Origin of the sequence: Bacillus sp. 7884-1, from assembly GCF_002272245.1 — a bacterium.
In the GTDB taxonomy this organism is placed as follows: domain Bacteria; phylum Bacillota; class Bacilli; order Bacillales; family Cytobacillaceae; genus Neobacillus.
In genome coordinates, this window is record NZ_NPDD01000193.1 from 42,799 (window position 1) to 58,890 (window position 16,092).

General features: G+C 39.5%; 18 protein-coding genes and 2 other annotated features. All 18 genes read right to left on the reverse strand.

What is annotated here, in order from left to right; translation table 11 throughout:
* Window positions 1-62: 62 nt before the first annotated feature.
* Window positions 63-3,623, reverse strand: a complete 3,561-nt coding sequence (rpoB, locus tag CHI06_RS21550; RefSeq protein WP_095250629.1) for a DNA-directed RNA polymerase subunit beta — start codon at window positions 3,621-3,623, stop codon at window positions 63-65.
* Window positions 3,624-3,887: 264 nt separating this feature from the next.
* On the reverse strand, window positions 3,888-4,487 hold the full coding sequence (locus CHI06_RS21555) for a class I SAM-dependent methyltransferase (protein WP_095250630.1): 600 nt from the start codon (window positions 4,485-4,487) through the stop codon (window positions 3,888-3,890).
* Window positions 4,488-4,627: 140 nt separating this feature from the next.
* Complete coding sequence (rplL, locus tag CHI06_RS21560; RefSeq protein WP_095250631.1) at window positions 4,628-4,987, reverse strand: 50S ribosomal protein L7/L12; 360 nt, start codon at window positions 4,985-4,987, stop codon at window positions 4,628-4,630.
* A 55-nt stretch (window positions 4,988-5,042) separates the two neighbouring features.
* On the reverse strand, window positions 5,043-5,543 hold the full coding sequence (rplJ, locus tag CHI06_RS21565) for a 50S ribosomal protein L10 (protein WP_095250632.1): 501 nt from the start codon (window positions 5,541-5,543) through the stop codon (window positions 5,043-5,045).
* A 33-nt stretch (window positions 5,544-5,576) separates the two neighbouring features.
* Window positions 5,577-5,723: a sequence feature (ribosomal protein L10 leader region), on the reverse strand.
* Between the two features lie 52 nt (window positions 5,724-5,775).
* Window positions 5,776-6,474 carry a 50S ribosomal protein L1 gene (rplA, locus tag CHI06_RS21570; RefSeq protein ID WP_095250633.1) on the reverse strand — a complete coding sequence of 233 codons (699 nt, stop codon included), beginning with the start codon at window positions 6,472-6,474 and terminating at the stop codon, window positions 5,776-5,778.
* Between the two features lie 229 nt (window positions 6,475-6,703).
* A complete protein-coding gene (gene rplK, locus CHI06_RS21575) occupies window positions 6,704-7,129 on the reverse strand; it encodes a 50S ribosomal protein L11 (RefSeq protein ID WP_026565509.1) in 426 nt (141 codons plus the stop codon).
* A 193-nt stretch (window positions 7,130-7,322) separates the two neighbouring features.
* Window positions 7,323-7,856, reverse strand: a complete 534-nt coding sequence (gene nusG, locus CHI06_RS21580; RefSeq protein ID WP_095250634.1) for a transcription termination/antitermination protein NusG — start codon at window positions 7,854-7,856, stop codon at window positions 7,323-7,325.
* Window positions 7,857-7,995: 139 nt separating this feature from the next.
* Entirely contained in the window at window positions 7,996-8,178 is a 183-nt protein-coding gene (gene secE, locus CHI06_RS21585) for a preprotein translocase subunit SecE (RefSeq protein ID WP_095250635.1), read from the reverse strand.
* Between the two features lie 50 nt (window positions 8,179-8,228).
* Complete coding sequence (gene rpmG / locus CHI06_RS21590) at window positions 8,229-8,375, reverse strand: 50S ribosomal protein L33 (protein WP_095250636.1); 147 nt, start codon at window positions 8,373-8,375, stop codon at window positions 8,229-8,231.
* 113 nt (window positions 8,376-8,488) lie between these two features.
* Window positions 8,489-9,094, reverse strand: coding sequence for an RNA polymerase sporulation sigma factor SigH (sigH, locus tag CHI06_RS21595; protein ID WP_179292730.1), 606 nt, complete (start codon window positions 9,092-9,094; stop codon window positions 8,489-8,491).
* Between the two features lie 116 nt (window positions 9,095-9,210).
* Window positions 9,211-9,720: an NYN domain-containing protein gene (locus tag CHI06_RS21600; protein WP_095250638.1), complete on the reverse strand. Its 510-nt coding sequence runs from the start codon at window positions 9,718-9,720 to the stop codon at window positions 9,211-9,213.
* Between the two features lie 2 nt (window positions 9,721-9,722).
* Window positions 9,723-10,472: a 23S rRNA (guanosine(2251)-2'-O)-methyltransferase RlmB gene (gene rlmB, locus CHI06_RS21605; protein ID WP_095250639.1), complete on the reverse strand. Its 750-nt coding sequence runs from the start codon at window positions 10,470-10,472 to the stop codon at window positions 9,723-9,725.
* A complete protein-coding gene (locus tag CHI06_RS21610; protein ID WP_095250640.1) occupies window positions 10,469-10,894 on the reverse strand; it encodes a Mini-ribonuclease 3 in 426 nt (141 codons plus the stop codon). Before CHI06_RS21610 ends, rlmB begins: the two co-directional genes overlap by 4 nt.
* Window positions 10,895-10,897: 3 nt before the next feature.
* Window positions 10,898-12,298 carry a cysteine--tRNA ligase gene (cysS, locus tag CHI06_RS21615; RefSeq protein ID WP_095250641.1) on the reverse strand — a complete coding sequence of 467 codons (1,401 nt, stop codon included), beginning with the start codon at window positions 12,296-12,298 and terminating at the stop codon, window positions 10,898-10,900.
* A complete protein-coding gene (gene cysE / locus CHI06_RS21620; RefSeq protein ID WP_095250642.1) occupies window positions 12,279-12,947 on the reverse strand; it encodes a serine O-acetyltransferase in 669 nt (222 codons plus the stop codon). Before cysE ends, cysS begins: the two co-directional genes overlap by 20 nt.
* Window positions 12,948-13,059: 112 nt before the next feature.
* Window positions 13,060-13,300 (reverse strand) — a binding site (T-box leader).
* 47 nt (window positions 13,301-13,347) lie between these two features.
* The gene (gene gltX / locus CHI06_RS21625; protein WP_095250643.1) at window positions 13,348-14,805 is read right to left on the reverse strand and encodes a glutamate--tRNA ligase; all 1,458 of its coding nucleotides are present in this window, start codon (window positions 14,803-14,805) and stop codon (window positions 13,348-13,350) included.
* Window positions 14,806-14,879: 74 nt separating this feature from the next.
* On the reverse strand, window positions 14,880-15,356 hold the full coding sequence (gene ispF, locus CHI06_RS21630) for a 2-C-methyl-D-erythritol 2,4-cyclodiphosphate synthase (RefSeq protein ID WP_095250644.1): 477 nt from the start codon (window positions 15,354-15,356) through the stop codon (window positions 14,880-14,882).
* Window positions 15,357-15,358: 2 nt separating this feature from the next.
* On the reverse strand, window positions 15,359-16,048 hold the full coding sequence (gene ispD, locus CHI06_RS21635; RefSeq protein WP_095250645.1) for a 2-C-methyl-D-erythritol 4-phosphate cytidylyltransferase: 690 nt from the start codon (window positions 16,046-16,048) through the stop codon (window positions 15,359-15,361).
* Window positions 16,049-16,092 lie beyond the last annotated feature (44 nt).

The window sequence follows — 16,092 nt, forward strand, 5'->3', positions numbered from 1 at the left end:
ACCTCCCTTTCTATCTAGACAATCATTAGCTGAAAGCACATCACGGCGCTTTCAGCTAAGTCTTATTCCTTTGAACCAACCTTTTCAGATTCAAATGCTTGTGTTTCTGGAACGATGTTTAACGTATCGACTTGCTGTAAGTCATCATCATCTTCCGTATCTCGCATTTCAATTTCTTTTTCATCACCAGAAAGGATTTTTACATCCATTCCTAGACTCTGAAGTTCTTTTATTAATACTTTAAATGATTCAGGAACTCCTGGTTCCGGTACGTTTTCACCTTTTACAATCGCTTCATACGTTTTCACACGACCCACCACGTCATCTGATTTTACTGTCAGAATCTCTTGTAGTGTATATGCGGCACCGTATGCTTCAAGTGCCCAAACCTCCATCTCACCGAAACGCTGTCCGCCAAATTGTGCTTTACCACCAAGTGGCTGCTGCGTTACAAGTGAGTATGGTCCAGTTGAACGTGCATGGAGCTTATCATCAACCATGTGAGCAAGTTTAATCATATACATGACACCCACAGACACACGATTATCGAACGGTTCACCCGTACGTCCATCATATAGTACAGTTTTTGCATCATTAGCCATTCCAGCTTCTTCAATCGTTCCCCAAACATCTTCCTCACGTGCACCGTCAAATACCGGTGATGCAACGTGGATTCCAAGAGCTCTAGCTGCCATTCCTAAATGAAGCTCAAGCACCTGACCGATGTTCATACGTGAAGGAACGCCCAAAGGATTTAACATAATATCAATAGGGGTACCATCTGGTAAATACGGCATATCCTCTTCTGGTAATATCCGAGAAATAACCCCTTTATTACCATGGCGACCTGCCATTTTATCCCCTTCATGAATCTTACGCTTCTGTACAATATATACACGAACAAGTTGATTTACGCCTGGTGGCAATTCATCGCCATCTTCACGATTAAAGACCTTAACGTCAAGGACAATACCGCCTCCGCCATGCGGAACTCTTAGTGACGTATCACGAACTTCACGCGCTTTTTCTCCGAAGATTGCATGCAATAGACGTTCTTCAGCAGTAAGTTCTGTAACACCCTTAGGAGTTACCTTACCAACAAGCAAGTCGCCATCTTTTACCTCAGCGCCAGTACGAATAATTCCACGCTCATCCAAATTTCGAAGGGCATCTTCCCCTACATTTGGAATATCACGGGTAATCTCTTCTGGTCCAAGTTTTGTATCACGTGATTCCGACTCATATTCTTCAATATGAATAGAAGTATATACATCATCTTTTACAAGACGTTCACTCATAATAATCGCATCTTCATAGTTGTAGCCATCCCAGTTAACAAAGCCAACTAAAACGTTACGACCTAGAGCTAGTTCACCCAGTTCCATAGAAGGACCATCCGCTAGAATCTCCCCTTTTGTTACGTGGTTACCCACCGCAACAATCGGGCGTTGATTATAACAGGTTCCTTGATTAGAACGAATGAATTTCAACATTTTATATTTATCTAGGTTACCTTTAACTTCTTGACCATCGACTGTATTAATTCGACGCACCCATACCTCACGTGCCTCAACATGCTCAACGATTCCTTCGTGCTTACAAATAACCGCTGCTCCCGAGTCTTTACCAGAAACATATTCCATTCCTGTTCCAACTCTCGGTGCTTCTGGCTGTAAAAGTGGTACAGCTTGACGCTGCATGTTCGCTCCCATCAATGCACGGTTAGAGTCATCATTTTCTAAGAACGGAATACAAGCTGTCGCCGCAGAAACTACCTGTTTAGGAGATACATCCATATAGTCAATACGGTCGCGTTTTACTACCGTGTTTTCACCACGGAAACGAGCAACAACATCATCATCTATAAATGTACCGTCATCGCTTAGGCGTGAATTCGCCTGCGCTACAACATAGTTATCCTCTTCATCTGCAGTTAAGTAATCGATTCGGCTTGTAACCTTTCCAGTATCTGGATCAATCCGGCGATATGGAGTTTCAATAAAGCCAAAACGGTTTACTTTTGCAAATGATGAAAGTGAGTTAATCAAACCAATGTTTGGTCCCTCTGGCGTTTCAATCGGACACATACGGCCATAGTGGGAATAGTGAACGTCACGCACTTCAAATCCAGCACGTTCACGAGTTAATCCACCAGGTCCTAGTGCAGATAAACGACGCTTATGCGTCAATTCTGCAAGCGGATTTGTTTGATCCATAAATTGCGATAATTGAGAGCTTCCAAAGAACTCTTTAATTGAAGCAATTACAGGACGAATATTGATTAACTGCTGTGGTGTAATCGTAGCAGTATCTTGAATTGACATTCTTTCACGAACCACACGTTCCATACGTGACAAACCAATTCGGAATTGATTTTGAAGCAATTCGCCAACAGAACGAAGACGTCTGTTTCCTAAATGGTCAATATCATCTGTATCGCCGACACCGTGTAGTAAATTAAAGAAATAACTGATAGATGAAATGATATCAGCAGGTGTAATGTTTTTAATCGGCTCTGCAACATAAGCATTACCTAGCACATTAATAACCTTTTCACCATCGTCATTTGGCGCATAGATTTTTATTCCTTGAAGAATGATTTCTTCCTGTACTACACCACCAGCTGGATTAAAGCCTTTAAAATTAATATCCTTTTCCAAAGCAGGGATAATTCGATCTAGATTTCTTCGATCTAAAAGTGTCCCTTTTTCTGCAATAATTTCACCTGTTTCAGGATCGACAAGTGATTCAGCAAGACGCTGATTAAACAAACGATTTTTTATATGAAGCTTTTTATTTATTTTATATCGACCTACATTGGCAAGGTCATATCTCTTTGGATCAAAGAATCTTGAAACCAATAAACTCTTTGCGTTTTCAACGGTAGGAGGTTCACCTGGACGCAGGCGCTCATAAATTTCTAAAAGCGCTTTTTCTACTCCCTCAGTGTTGTCCTTTTCTAGAGTATTTCGAATGTACTCATTATCTCCGATCAGTTCAATGATTTCTTGATCAGATCCGAAGCCAAGTGCACGCAAAAGAACCGTAACGGGCAGTTTCCGAGTACGATCTATTCTGACATATACGACATCTTTGGCGTCTGTTTCATATTCAAGCCAAGCGCCGCGGTTCGGAATTACAGTAGCTGTAAATCCCTTTTTTCCGTTTTTATCAAGTTTTCCACTAAAATATACGCTCGGTGAACGTACTAACTGGGAAACGATAACTCGTTCCGCCCCATTAATGACAAACGTTCCCGTTTCAGTCATAAGTGGAAAATCGCCCATAAAAACATCTTGGTCTTTTACTTCGCCTGTTTCTTTGTTTACAAGACGTACTTTAACACGCAATGGTGCAGAATATGTAACGTCTCGCTCTTTCGATTCCGCAACAGAATACTTCGGTTCGCCAAGGCTGTAATCAATAAATTCAAGTGATAGGTTACCAGTAAAGTCTTCAATCGGTGAAATATCCTGGAACATTTCACGCAAACCCTCATCAAGAAACCATTGATAGGAAGAGGTTTGGATTTCAATAAGATTTGGTAATTCTAAAACTTCACTGATTCGTGCGTAACTTCTTCGTTGGCGGTGTCGTCCATACTGAACTAGTTGACCTGTCAACTGATTCACCCCTCAAATCAAGCGTTTTTATAAAACATATATTTTGGTCTTATGAAAGGAACAAAAGGAGTTCCTCCATTAGACAAAAAAAGAAAAAGGGTTTTTATTTCTTAAAAACCACATTTTCACATTTTGACTATTATTTTGTCATCTTTTCCGACTTAAACATGTTTTATACTTATAAAATAAGTATTTTCAGGAATAATTCGGAAAATATTATGATGGCATTTTATAATGCTAACACACTTGACAAATTCAAGTCAACTATTTTACTGCCTTAATAATAAAATAACCTTTAGACTTGTCAATCGTTTCAACAGTAGTAAATCGTTCTTTTAATTTTTCGAGAGCAGAGGGTGCACCTTGCTTCTTTTGAATGACAATCCAAAGCTCCCCACTGGTGACTAAATGCTCATAACTTTGTTCAAAAATATCATGGACCGTCTTTTTACCTGCTCTAATAGGCGGGTTTGTTAAAATAGCCGCAAAATTAAATTCCTTTACGCTTATCAAAGTGTCACTTTCATAAATTTCAACATTGTGTACGGCATTTTGCACAGCGTTAGCTTTTGACAATTCAATCGCCCGTTCATTTACATCAATCATATGTACAATGCGCTCTGGATAATTTTTCGCAATCGAAAGGCCAATTGGACCGTATCCGCAGCCTACATCTAGGACAGATCCTTCCACATTTGGCAATTCAAAAGCTTCTATTAATAAGCGAGAGCCAAAATCTACTTCCTTCTTTGAAAAGACTCCATTATCAGTTTTAAAACGAAATAACTGACTCCTTAAAGTAAAGTCCCAAAATTTCGGTTCACTTTCAACCTTTTGTGTACGAGAATAGTAATGTTCAGACAATAAGCTCACCTCCTGAGGAGTGTTCATTAATGAGGTTACCTGAGGAAAAAAACCAATATCTAGCGGAAGCCACCTAGGCGCTTCTGCTTTTAAGTATCGAAAAAAAGCCCGCTTATACAGCGAGCTTTTCTATAAGGTTATTACTTAACTTCAACGTTTGCTCCAACTTCAGCAAGTTTAGCTTTAAGTTCTTCAGCTTCTTCTTTAGAAACGCCTTCTTTAACAGCTTTTGGAGTGTTGTCAACAAGGTCTTTTGCTTCTTTAAGACCAAGACCAGTGATTTCACGTACAGCTTTGATAACCTTGATTTTTTGATCGCCAGCGCTAGCTAGGATTACATCAAATTCAGTTTGCTCTTCAACAGCTGCTACAGCCGCTCCGCCCATTGCTACTGGTGCAGCAGCAGTTACGCCGAATTCTTCTTCGATTGCTTTTACTAGGTCGTTAAGTTCTAAAACAGTCATAGATTTAACTGCTTCAATGATTTGTTCTTTAGTCATTTTAATGTTCCTCCTTAGTTTTCATTCCGTTATTTGTTAAGCGATAAGTGTTAACTTACGCGCCTTGTTCTTCTTTTTGTTCTGCAACTGCTTTTGTAACAAGAGCAAGGTTGCGGATTGGAGCTTGTAGTACGCTGAGTAGCATAGAAAGCAAACCTTCGCGTGAAGGTAGTTCTGCAAGTGCTTTAACCTCATCAACTGTTGCTACATTGCCTTCGATTACACCAGCTTTAATTTCAAGTGCATCGTGCTTTTTAGCAAAGTCATTAAGAATTTTTGCAGGTGCTACTACATCTTCCGTGCTGAACGCGATTGCGTTCGGACCAGTTAATGCTGCATTTAACTCTGAAAGTTCAGCTGCATCAGCCGCACGACGAGTCATAGAGTTTTTGTAAACTTTGAAGTCGATACCCGCTTCACGAAGTTGCTTACGAAGTTCAGTTACTTCAGCAACAGTCAGACCACGGTAGTCAACTACGATTGTTGAAACACTAGCTTTTAACTTAGCTGTAATTTCATCAACGATTTGAACTTTTTGTTGGATTGCGCTGCTCATCTTTACACCTCCTGTAGATTCTCTACATTTATACCAGGCAAAGTAAAACCTCCATATCAATAGTCAGACATGGAGGTGCATACAATAGCCGAAGATTTCAGCCAATTCTATCGCATTACCTCGGCAGGGAATTAAGCGAATGCTCGCACCTGCTGTCTTCAGTACAAATGTTTTATTTAAACAACAAAATAGATTATATAAAATGTATCTATATTTGTCAATTGGTAAAAAATTACTTAACTGTTACAGATGAAGGATCAACCTTCACGCCAGGTCCCATAGTTGAAGTAACTGTTACGTTCTTCATGTATGTTCCCTTTGCAGCTGCAGGTTTAACTTTAACCATTGTTTCGAACACAGTTTTGAAGTTCTCAACAAGCTTTTCGTTTTCGAAAGATGATTTACCGATAGGCACGTGGATATTTCCAGCTTTATCTACACGGTACTCAACTTTACCTGCTTTAATTTCGTTAATAGCTCTAGTTACATCAAATGTTACTGTACCTGTTTTAGGGTTTGGCATTAAACCTTTTGGCCCTAAAGTACGACCAAGTTTACCCACTTCACCCATCATGTCAGGAGTTGCTACGATTACATCAAAGTCAAACCAACCTTGTTGGATTTTAGTGATGTATTCTGCATCGCCAACATAATCTGCACCAGCAGCTTCTGCTTCTTTTACTTTTTCACCCTTCGCGAATACTAAAACACGTTGAGTTTTACCAGTTCCGTTTGGAAGTACTACCGCACCACGGATTTGCTGGTCAGCTTTCTTAGGGTCTACACCTAAACGGAATGCAACTTCAAGTGTCGCATCAAATTTAGCATAATTAGTTTGCTTTGCAAGTTCGATTGCTTCAGCAACTGGATAAGCTTTTGTATTATCAACAAGCTTAGCAGCTTCTAAATACTTCTTACCTTTTTTAGCCATTTTTATTTCCTCCTAGATTGTGGTTTTAACGTTTAATAACTCCCACTTATAAAAGCGGAGGCGCCTTGTCCAGCCCCGACAGGCATAAGACGAGCCGGCTAGAAGGTTGTTATTTACCTTCTGGACGGATTGGCTTATGACCCCGAGGGGCTAGGCGCCGCAGCTTGCCACGAATAAAGGTTGCGTAAGTAACGCAACCCCCTTCATTACAAAAAACAGTTTGCATGGATTAGTCTTCGATAACGATTCCCATGCTGCGAGCAGTACCTTCAACCATGCGCATTGCTGCTTCAACGCTTGCAGCGTTTAGGTCAGGCATTTTCTGTTCCGCAATCTCGCGTACTGTATTACGCTTAACTGTTGCTACCTTATTACGGTTTGGTTCACCAGAACCAGACTGGATTCCAGCTGCTACTTTCAAAAGAACTGCAGCAGGAGGAGTTTTCGTAATAAATGTAAATGAACGGTCTTCAAAAACCGTGATTTCAACAGGAATGATTAATCCAGCTTGATCTGCTGTACGAGCGTTAAATTCTTTACAGAATCCCATGATATTAACACCGGCTTGACCTAATGCAGGTCCAACTGGTGGTGCAGGATTCGCTTTCCCAGCAGGGATTTGTAATTTAACAACTTTAATTACTTTTTTAGCCACGAGACACACCTCCTTAAAGTCCGTGATGTGGTAATAGGGTTTTTGCCCTCCCACTCAGGTATCTGTCTTTATATAAAGATAAAGATCTTATCAAAAGTCTAGTCTCACAAGAGACATACTGACCTATGAAATATTACCACTTTTTAAAAATGATTTCAAGTTTTTTTCAAATTACTATTAATAATTCTTTAATTTACAACTTCTCAATCTGTGTAAATTCTAGTTCTACCGGGGTATCCCGGCCAAACATATTAACGAGAACTTTAAGTTTTGCCTTGTCTTTATCCATTTCTTCTACTGTTCCTGTAAAGTTCATGAATGGACCTTCTTTTACCCGAACCGTTTCGCCAATTTCATAGTTTACATCGATGCGTTTCTCATCAACGCCCATGCGTTTTAGGATGACAACTACTTCTTCAGGCAGTAGTGGAGTTGGTTTAGATCCTGCTCCAGCAGAACCGACAAATCCAGTTACACCTGGAGTATTCCGTACAACATACCACGAATCATCTGTCATGACGATTTCAACAAGTACATAGCCTGGAAATACTTTTCTTTTCACTACTTTCGTTTTTCCATTTTTTATTTCTGTCTCTTCTTCTTCAGGCACTACTACACGGAAGATTCTATCCGTCATACCCATTGATTCAACACGTTTTTCTAGATTCGCTTTTACCTTATTTTCATAACCTGAGTAAGTATGTAAAACATACCAATTTTTTTCCATTCAAGAGGACTAAACGTCCATCCCTCCCCGTACTTTTATAAAAAAATAAAACTTTCTAGACAAATGAAAAAACCCGTTAGACGGGCTTTACATAAATAACTGCTTTATTATTCACCATTATACCATGAAATACCTTTTATTATTCAAGGATAACCCGAATCAATTCCGAAATTCCTAAATCGACTACTCCAAAAAATATTGCAAAAAAAGCAACTGTTGTAAGAACAGTAATGGTATAGCGAGTTAGTTCCTTGCGTTTCGGCCAACTAACTTTTCTCATTTCAAGTAAAACATCACTGAAGAATTTCTTTAAGCGTTGCATATCTGTAACCCTCCAACTATTGGAATAACATTGCTTGTTATGAATAAAAATTATTTTGTTTCTCGGTGGATTGTATGGGTGGCGCATGTTTTGCAATATTTTTTTAATTCCAATCGTTCTGATTGTAACTGATTTGCATTCGTAGTGTAATTACGTGACCCACAGTCAGCACATGCCAGAATAATCTTTTTACTCATAATTCGACACCTTCAATATCCATCTTTTATATCTTTAAAAATGTAACATGACCCCTAATTATTGTCAACAGGATTCGCGTGCGTGTTCATCCAAATGTCACCATTTTCAAAAATCAGAGACTAAATTCCCTAATTTCTAAATACCGTTCTAATTTTCTTTTTACACGCTGCAAAGCATTATCAATTGATTTAACATGACGATTCAGTTCTTCTGAAATCTCCTGATAGGATTGCCCATCTAGATATAACGCCAAAACCTTACGTTCTAAATCGCTCAATAATTCAGTCATTTTCACTTCTATGTGATCGAATTCTTCTTGATTAATAATCAGTTCCTCTGGGTCAAGAACCTTCGCACCAGAAAGGACATCCATTAATGTGCGGTCAGATTCTTCATCATAGATAGGTTTATCCAATGATACATAGGAATTTAATGGTATGTGCTTTTGTCTTGTTGCTGTCTTAATTGCAGTGATAATTTGCCGAGTGATACATAGTTCAGCAAACGCCTTAAAGGAGGTAAGCTTGTCCTCGCGAAAGTCACGTATTGCCTTATATAACCCAATCATTCCCTCTTGAACAATATCTTCTTTATCTGCACCGATTAGGAAGTAGGACCTTGCCTTTGCACGTACAAAATTTCGATATTTGTGGATTAAATAATCCAAAGCCTCACTATTACCTTGGTGCACTAGATCTACAATTCCCTCGTCTTCCATTGATAAAAATAGCAGGTTGCTTTTTTCCCCGAAGTCTGTACTCAATTAAGATCCCCCTCCACCAAACAAGCATAGATAGTATTATTATACTGTCGAAAACTTTTGAACGTCAACGCTTACTTTTGACCTCTGCGCCATTTTTCAAAAATTTCTGCCACTTCACTGCTAATTGGTATTTTTGAGACTGGCCTTTTTTCTTGAATTTTTTTCACCTTTTTCTCGATTCCCTTTTCGACTGAGGACATTTCTATAAGTAACTCCCGTGCAGATTTCCTTAGTGCTCCTTGGCCGAAAATAGCCCATTGCTCTGTATAATCCGAGGTAGCAACATGAATTTGAGTCCTCCGGTTATTTAAAGCAATGGCTAATTTCTCAATTCGCTCATCCGCTGTTTCGTTTTCTTTTGTAAAAATAACCTCTACTTTATGGTTTCTATACTTCTTTTCGGTTCCTTGCACATAGTAGGCGTCAAAAACAACAATGACCCGATAACCTGAATATGCTTGGTATTCTGCCATCCGTTCTACTAAACGGTCCCTTGCTGCTGGTAAGTCATGGTCCTTTAATGCCCTTAACTCAGGCCAAGCCCCAATTATGTTATATCCATCGACGAGCAAAATGTCCATTGCTATCCCTCAAGAGGATGCCGCCTGCGGTATACCTCATACATTAATAACGCTGCTGCAACAGAAGCATTTAATGATGTTACCTTTCCAGCCATCGGCAGGTTGATGAGGAAATCACATTTATCTCTAACAAGACGTCCCATCCCTTTTCCTTCGCTCCCAATTACCAGACCTAACGGCATCGTACCATCTAATTGACGATAATCTTGTTTTCCACTTGCATCAGTACCGGCAATCCAAACACCGCGCTCCTTTAATTCATCGATGGTTCTCGCCATATTGGTAACACGGACTACCGGGATATGTTCTATTGCACCTGTTGAGGCTTTTGCGACCGTAGCCGTTAAACCAACTGCTCTTCTTTTTGGAATAATAATTCCATGTGCGCCTACTGCGTCTGCCGTACGCATGATTGACCCTAGATTATGAGGATCCTCAATTTCATCCAATAATAAAAAGAATGGAGACTCGTTCTTCTTTTCTGCTGCTGCAAATAAATCATCCATCTCTGCATATTGGTAGGCTGCAACGTAAGCAAGAACTCCCTGATGATTTTCATCAGATATCTGGTCAATTTTTTTCTTTGGGACAAATTGAACGATAACATTTGCTTCTTTTGCTAATTGAATTAATTGCTGCATTTGACCACGCTGGGAGGATTCTGCAATCAATATTTTGTTGATATCTCTTTCCGACCTTAGTGCTTCCATAACTGGGTTTTTACCAATGATATAATCCTGGTTTTCGTTCACTCGCTTTTTCCTCCTTTCTTTTCTTCCACATGTTCAAAGGACTTTACGATAAGTTCTTCAAGTCGTTCCGTTCTCTCTGTTAAATATAAAAATCCTAATAACGCTTCAAATGCGGTGCTGTAATGGTAGGTTTGGACGTCTGTGTTTTTTGGCACCGTACCTGATTTAGCATTACGTCCGCGCTTAACTACCGCCAACTCCTCCTCTGTAAGGAGGTTTTCATCCATCATTCGAAATAACACTTGGCATTGCGCCTTTGCGGAAACATAGGTTGTCCCTTCACGGTGAAGACTGTTAGGCTTTACCTTCCCGCTTTGCAGGAGGTGACGTCTGACATAAATCTCATAGACAGCATCACCCAAGTAAGCTAGTGCAAGACTGTTCAATTGATTAGCATTTACTTTTTCTTGATAATCAAGCATGAATTAGCCTCTTTTCCATCTTGTACCCTGCGGAGTATCTTCTAAAATAATATTCATTTCCTTTAGTTGATCTCTAATTTGGTCAGACAATTGAAAATTACGGTCTTTGCGAGCCTGAATTCTTTTTTCTATTAAGGCATCTATTTCTTCCTCTAACATTTCTGTCGTTTGTTCAAGTGTCAGACCTAAGACATTAAATAACTTATCAAATTGTTTGGTAAATGTATCAATTACTTCTACCGCAGTGTTCTTTTCCAATAGATAGTAGTTAGCCAACTTCGAAAGGTCAAACAAAACAGAAATAGCTTTTGCCGTATTGAAATCATCATCCATTGCTTTTGTAAACTCATCCTGAATGGCTGCTATTTTATCTAGCCACTCCTGATTATTATTTGTTAAATCTGTACTAGATTCCTTACGATGTTTTAAATTTTGATAAGAGGTTGTTAAGCGTTCAAAGGCAGCCTTTGTGCTTTCAAGTAACTCCTCACTATAGTTGATAGGATTGCGGTAATGAACCGAAAGCATAAAAAATCTCAACACTTGTGGATTGTGTGCCTTTATTATGTCATGGACAAGAACAAAGTTCCCAAGCGATTTTGACATCTTTTCATTGTCAATATTGATATATCCGTTATGCATCCAGTAGCGGGAAAAGGTCTTTCCAGATAGTGCCTCCGATTGAGCAATTTCATTTTCATGGTGCGGGAAGGTTAAATCTTGACCGCCAGCATGGATATCAATCGTGTCACCCAGGTATTTTTTCGCCATTGCCGAGCACTCAATATGCCAGCCTGGACGCCCTATTCCCCAAGGGCTTTCCCAAAAGATTTCCCCTTCTTTTGCAGCTTTCCATAATGCAAAGTCCAGATCATCCTGCTTCTTCTCACCAATTTCAATTCTTGCTCCAATTTGCAGGTCATCAATAGATTGATGGGAGAGTTTACCGTAGTCATTAAAGCTTCTTGTTCTGAAATAAACATCACCTTCTGATTCATAGGCAAAACCTTTTTCAATAAGCTGTGCAATAAAATCAATGATAATATCCATATTTTCCATTACCCGTGGGTGAACATCCGCTTGTTTGCAGCCTAATGCTGACACATCTTCAAAATACGCTTGAATGAAACGATCCGCGATAGCAGGGACATCCACCCCAAGTTGATTTGCAGCACGGATTAATTTATCATCCACATCTGTAAAATTGGAAACATATTGTATATCATAGCCACGGTATTCAAAATAACGACGAACCGTATCAAAAACAATAGCCGGTCGTGCATTACCGATATGAATATAATTATAGACAGTCGGTCCGCAAACATACATTTTAACTTTCCCTTCCTCAAGGGGGATGAACTCTTCTTTTCTTCGGGTTAATGTATTATAAAGCTGAATGGCCATTTACTTTAGTCCTTTCTTTTTTCAATTCAATTAACTCTTCTCTTAAATCACTCAATTCTATTTGCATTTCCCTTAGTCGATCTGCAATTGGGTCAGGAAGGTTACAATGGTCTAAGTCTCTCGTTATTCTCTTGCCGTCCTGAATTACTACCCTTCCTGGAACACCTACAACCGTTGAATTAGGCGGTACTTCCTTTAAGACGACAGAGCCTGCACCAATCTTCGAATTTTCCCCAATGGTGATTGAGCCTAGCACCTTAGCACCTGTTGCAATTAACGCATTATCCTTTATCGTTGGATGACGTTTACCTTTTTCTTTTCCAGTTCCACCTAATGTCACACCTTGAAACACTGTTACATTATCACCAATTTCACAAGTTTCTCCGATAACAACGCCCATTCCGTGATCTATAAAAAATCTCCTGCCTATTTTTGCACCCGGATGGATTTCAATACCTGTGAAAAAGCGACTAATCTGAGAAATTACCCTTGCAAGAAAATATAATTTCCGTTTAAAAAATGCATGGGCAATACGGTGTGCCCAAATCGCGTGTAAGCCTGAGTACGTTAGGATAACCTCTAGGTAGGTTCTCGCTGCAGGATCTTGTTCAAAAACAACCTCAATATCCTCCCTCATCCTTTTGAACATTTTTTCATTTCCCCCTTATTGTTTATAAAACATTAGCTTTAGCCCAAGATAGTCTCCTCTACGTTGTTCCCCTTTGTCTTTTTTGAAAAATAAAAAACGCCCCTGTCATAACGACAGAGACGCTTTGGCGCGGTTCCACTCTGATTAGACCTAAGCTGCTTTACATACAGCTTACATTGGTCTCACTCTACCTGTTAACGGAAAGGTTCCGCCCATATCTACACAGATGTAACATCTTTCGAAATGGGACTCAGAGGTGCATTTTCAAACATGAGAGGCTTAAACCACTTTCAGCCGATGATGGTTTTCTCTTTAAAGCGTCATATTCTACTTTTCCTCTTCAACACTTTTTCTTATCAAGAGTATATATCCATTACTATATTACATATTTGTTCAAATGTTAACCAATAATTTTTTGAATTCTATTTAGAACTTTTCCTTTTCCTAAAAGTTCAATAGCCTGAGGTAAATCTGGACCATGTGTTTGACCAGAAACAGCTGCACGAATCGGCATAAACAAATTTTTTCCCTTTTGACCGGTGGATTTTTGAACTGCCTTCATCGCCGCTTTAATTTCACCGGCTTTAAAGTTGTCTAGTTTCTCTAGCTCCTCAGCAAAAGCCTTAAGTACTTCAGGAACTGTTTCTCCTGTTAATACTTCCTTAGCATCCTCTTCGTATTCTGCCTCTTCTTTAAAAAACATATCCGAAAGCTCAACAATCTCTGCACCGAAGCTCATTTTTTCCTGTAACAAACTAACTAAACCTCTTGCCCACTCATGATCTTCATCCGTCAAGCTCTCACTTAACACTCCAGCTTTTACTAGATGTGGCATGGATAGCTCCAATACTCGATCAACCTCTATCTTCTTCATATATTGATTGTTCATCCATGTCAGCTTATTTGTATCAAATAAAGCCGGGGATTTTGATAAGCGATTGGCATCGAAAATTTCAATAAATTCCTCTTTAGAGTATAGCTCCTCTTCACCTGTTGGTGACCAGCCTAGTAATGTAATAAAGTTAAACAAAGCCTCTGGCAGATAGCCTAATTCTTCATATTGTTCGATAAATTGAATAATAGATTCATCCCGTTTGCTTAACTTCTTTCTGCTTTCATTCACGATTAGTGTCATGTGACCAAAAATCGGCGGCTCCCAGCCTAAGGCTTGATATACCATTAACTGCTTAGGCGTATTGGATATATGGTCATCTCCGCGAAGGACATGCGAAATTTTCATTAAGTAATCATCAACCGTTACCGCAAAATTATAAGTTGGCGTTCCATCCTTTTTGATGATGACCCAATCGCCCATTCCTTCCGACTCAAAGGAAACAGTCCCTTTTACCATATCCTCGAAGGTGTAAGTTTTCCCTTCTGGTACGATGATTCGAATACTCGGCTCGCGGCCTTCACTTTCTAATTTTGCACGTTCCTCAGCAGTTAGATGACGGCACTTTCCAGAATATTGAGGAGTTTCGCCTCTTTCAGTCTGCTCTTCCCGTTCTGCTGCGATTTCTGCTTCTGTACAATAACATTTATAGGCATGACCATTTTCTAATAATTGATTGTAGTAGGTTTGATAAATATCATTTCTCTCTGACTGTCGATAAGGTCCATATTCACCGCCGACATCCACACTTTCATCCCAATCCATACCGAGCCATTTAAGGTATTTTAATTGGCTTTCTTCTCCGCCAGCAATATTCCGTTTCTTATCTGTGTCTTCAATCCGGATAATAAATTTACCGCCCTGATTACGTGCAAACAAATAATTAAATAATGCAGTACGGGCATTCCCAATATGTAAATGTCCAGTAGGACTTGGAGCATACCTTACACGAACTTCATTTGACATCATTATGCCTCCGTATACCGTTGATTTTCTATATCTGATTTATTTTACCATTGTGTATTTCAGCAATAAAGAATTTAATTCCTTTTTAGTAAAACTACCGCTTGTGAGGCAATTCCTTCACCACGGCCAGTAAAGCCTAGCTTTTCTGTCGTTGTCGCCTTCACATTGATTTGTTCAGGAGAAGCATTAAGTAATTCAGCAATTCTCACTTTCATTTGCTGAATATAGGGTGCCATTTTAGGCTTTTGTGCAATGATTGTACAATCTGCATTAACAAGCTCATATCCTCTATCTTTGACAAGCTGCCACACATGCTCCATCAATTTAGCTGAATCTGCATCTTTAAAGTTTGGATCTGTATCTGGAAAATGCCTGCCAATATCACCTTCTCCAATAGCTCCAAGACATGCATCCGCTACCGTATGTAATAAAACATCTGCATCTGAGTGTCCCAGCAGTCCTTTTTCATATGGGATGGTAATGCCGCCAATAATCAGCGGTCGATCCTCCGTTAATTGATGTACATCAAAGCCTTGTCCAATACGAAACATATTCAAAAACTCCCTTGTCTTTTCTGTAAAATTGCTTGTGCAAAAAATAGATCTTCCTGTGTCGTAAGCTTGATATTATCATAGTCCCCCTCGACCATTGTAACTGGATGAGAGATTCGCTCTACCAAACTAGAATCATCCGTACCGATAAATCCATCCTTTTCTGCCTGTTCGTATGCCCTATACAATAGGGAAAAACGAAAAGCTTGTGGGGTTTGTACAGCCCACAAGCTAGACCTTTCGACAGTTGCCATTACTACATCATCACGTACTGTTTTCATGGTATCTTTTGCTGGCACTCCAATGATTGCTGCACCTGTTTCTTGTGCTGTATCTAGTAGTCGGTGAATATGTTCCTTGAGAATAAAAGGACGAGCCGCATCATGAACAAGAATTATCCCATCAGTCTTCACTGTCTTCAAGGCATTATAAATGCTATCCTGACGCTCTTTCCCTCCTGGAACTAATTCAAGCACCTTCTTCACTCCATGCTCCTTCAAAAGGGAATTAAATTCAGCTTCGTCCTGTTGGTGAATGGCTAAGATTATTCCATCACATAGCTCATCTTCCTCAAAAACCTTTAGTGAATGAATGAATACAGGAATACTATTTAACTCTAATAAAAGCTTATTTTTCCCTGCGCCCATCCTCTTCCCTTGACCTGCAGCAGGTATAATGACTTGATAAGCCATAATAAATCTCCAATCTATTCTTTCTAGCTTCCAGTCTAGCTGCG

What these genes read in the sequence shown, in the direction of transcription:
- rplL (WP_095250631.1), bottom strand. Translation starts at nt 4,987, where the DNA reads ATGACTAAAGAACAAATCATTGAAGCAGTTAAATCTATGACTGTTTTA.
- rplJ (WP_095250632.1), bottom strand. Translation starts at nt 5,543, where the DNA reads ATGAGCAGCGCAATCCAACAAAAAGTTCAAATCGTTGATGAAATTACA.
- rplA (WP_095250633.1), bottom strand. Translation starts at nt 6,474, where the DNA reads ATGGCTAAAAAAGGTAAGAAGTATTTAGAAGCTGCTAAGCTTGTTGAT.
- nusG (WP_095250634.1), bottom strand. Translation starts at nt 7,856, where the DNA reads ATGGAAAAAAATTGGTATGTTTTACATACTTACTCAGGTTATGAAAAT.
- secE (WP_095250635.1), bottom strand. Translation starts at nt 8,178, where the DNA reads ATGCAACGCTTAAAGAAATTCTTCAGTGATGTTTTACTTGAAATGAGA.
- rpmG (WP_095250636.1), bottom strand. Translation starts at nt 8,375, where the DNA reads ATGAGTAAAAAGATTATTCTGGCATGTGCTGACTGTGGGTCACGTAAT.
- sigH (WP_179292730.1), bottom strand. Translation starts at nt 9,094, where the DNA reads ATGGAAGACGAGGGAATTGTAGATCTAGTGCACCAAGGTAATAGTGAG.
- CHI06_RS21600 (WP_095250638.1), bottom strand. Translation starts at nt 9,720, where the DNA reads ATGGACATTTTGCTCGTCGATGGATATAACATAATTGGGGCTTGGCCT.
- CHI06_RS21610 (WP_095250640.1), bottom strand. Translation starts at nt 10,894, where the DNA reads ATGCTTGATTATCAAGAAAAAGTAAATGCTAATCAATTGAACAGTCTT.
- cysS (WP_095250641.1), bottom strand. Translation starts at nt 12,298, where the DNA reads ATGGCCATTCAGCTTTATAATACATTAACCCGAAGAAAAGAAGAGTTC.
- cysE (WP_095250642.1), bottom strand. Translation starts at nt 12,947, where the DNA reads ATGTTCAAAAGGATGAGGGAGGATATTGAGGTTGTTTTTGAACAAGAT.
- gltX (WP_095250643.1), bottom strand. Translation starts at nt 14,805, where the DNA reads ATGTCAAATGAAGTTCGTGTAAGGTATGCTCCAAGTCCTACTGGACAT.
- ispF (WP_095250644.1), bottom strand. Translation starts at nt 15,356, where the DNA reads ATGTTTCGTATTGGACAAGGCTTTGATGTACATCAATTAACGGAGGAT.
- ispD (WP_095250645.1), bottom strand. Translation starts at nt 16,048, where the DNA reads ATGGCTTATCAAGTCATTATACCTGCTGCAGGTCAAGGGAAGAGGATG.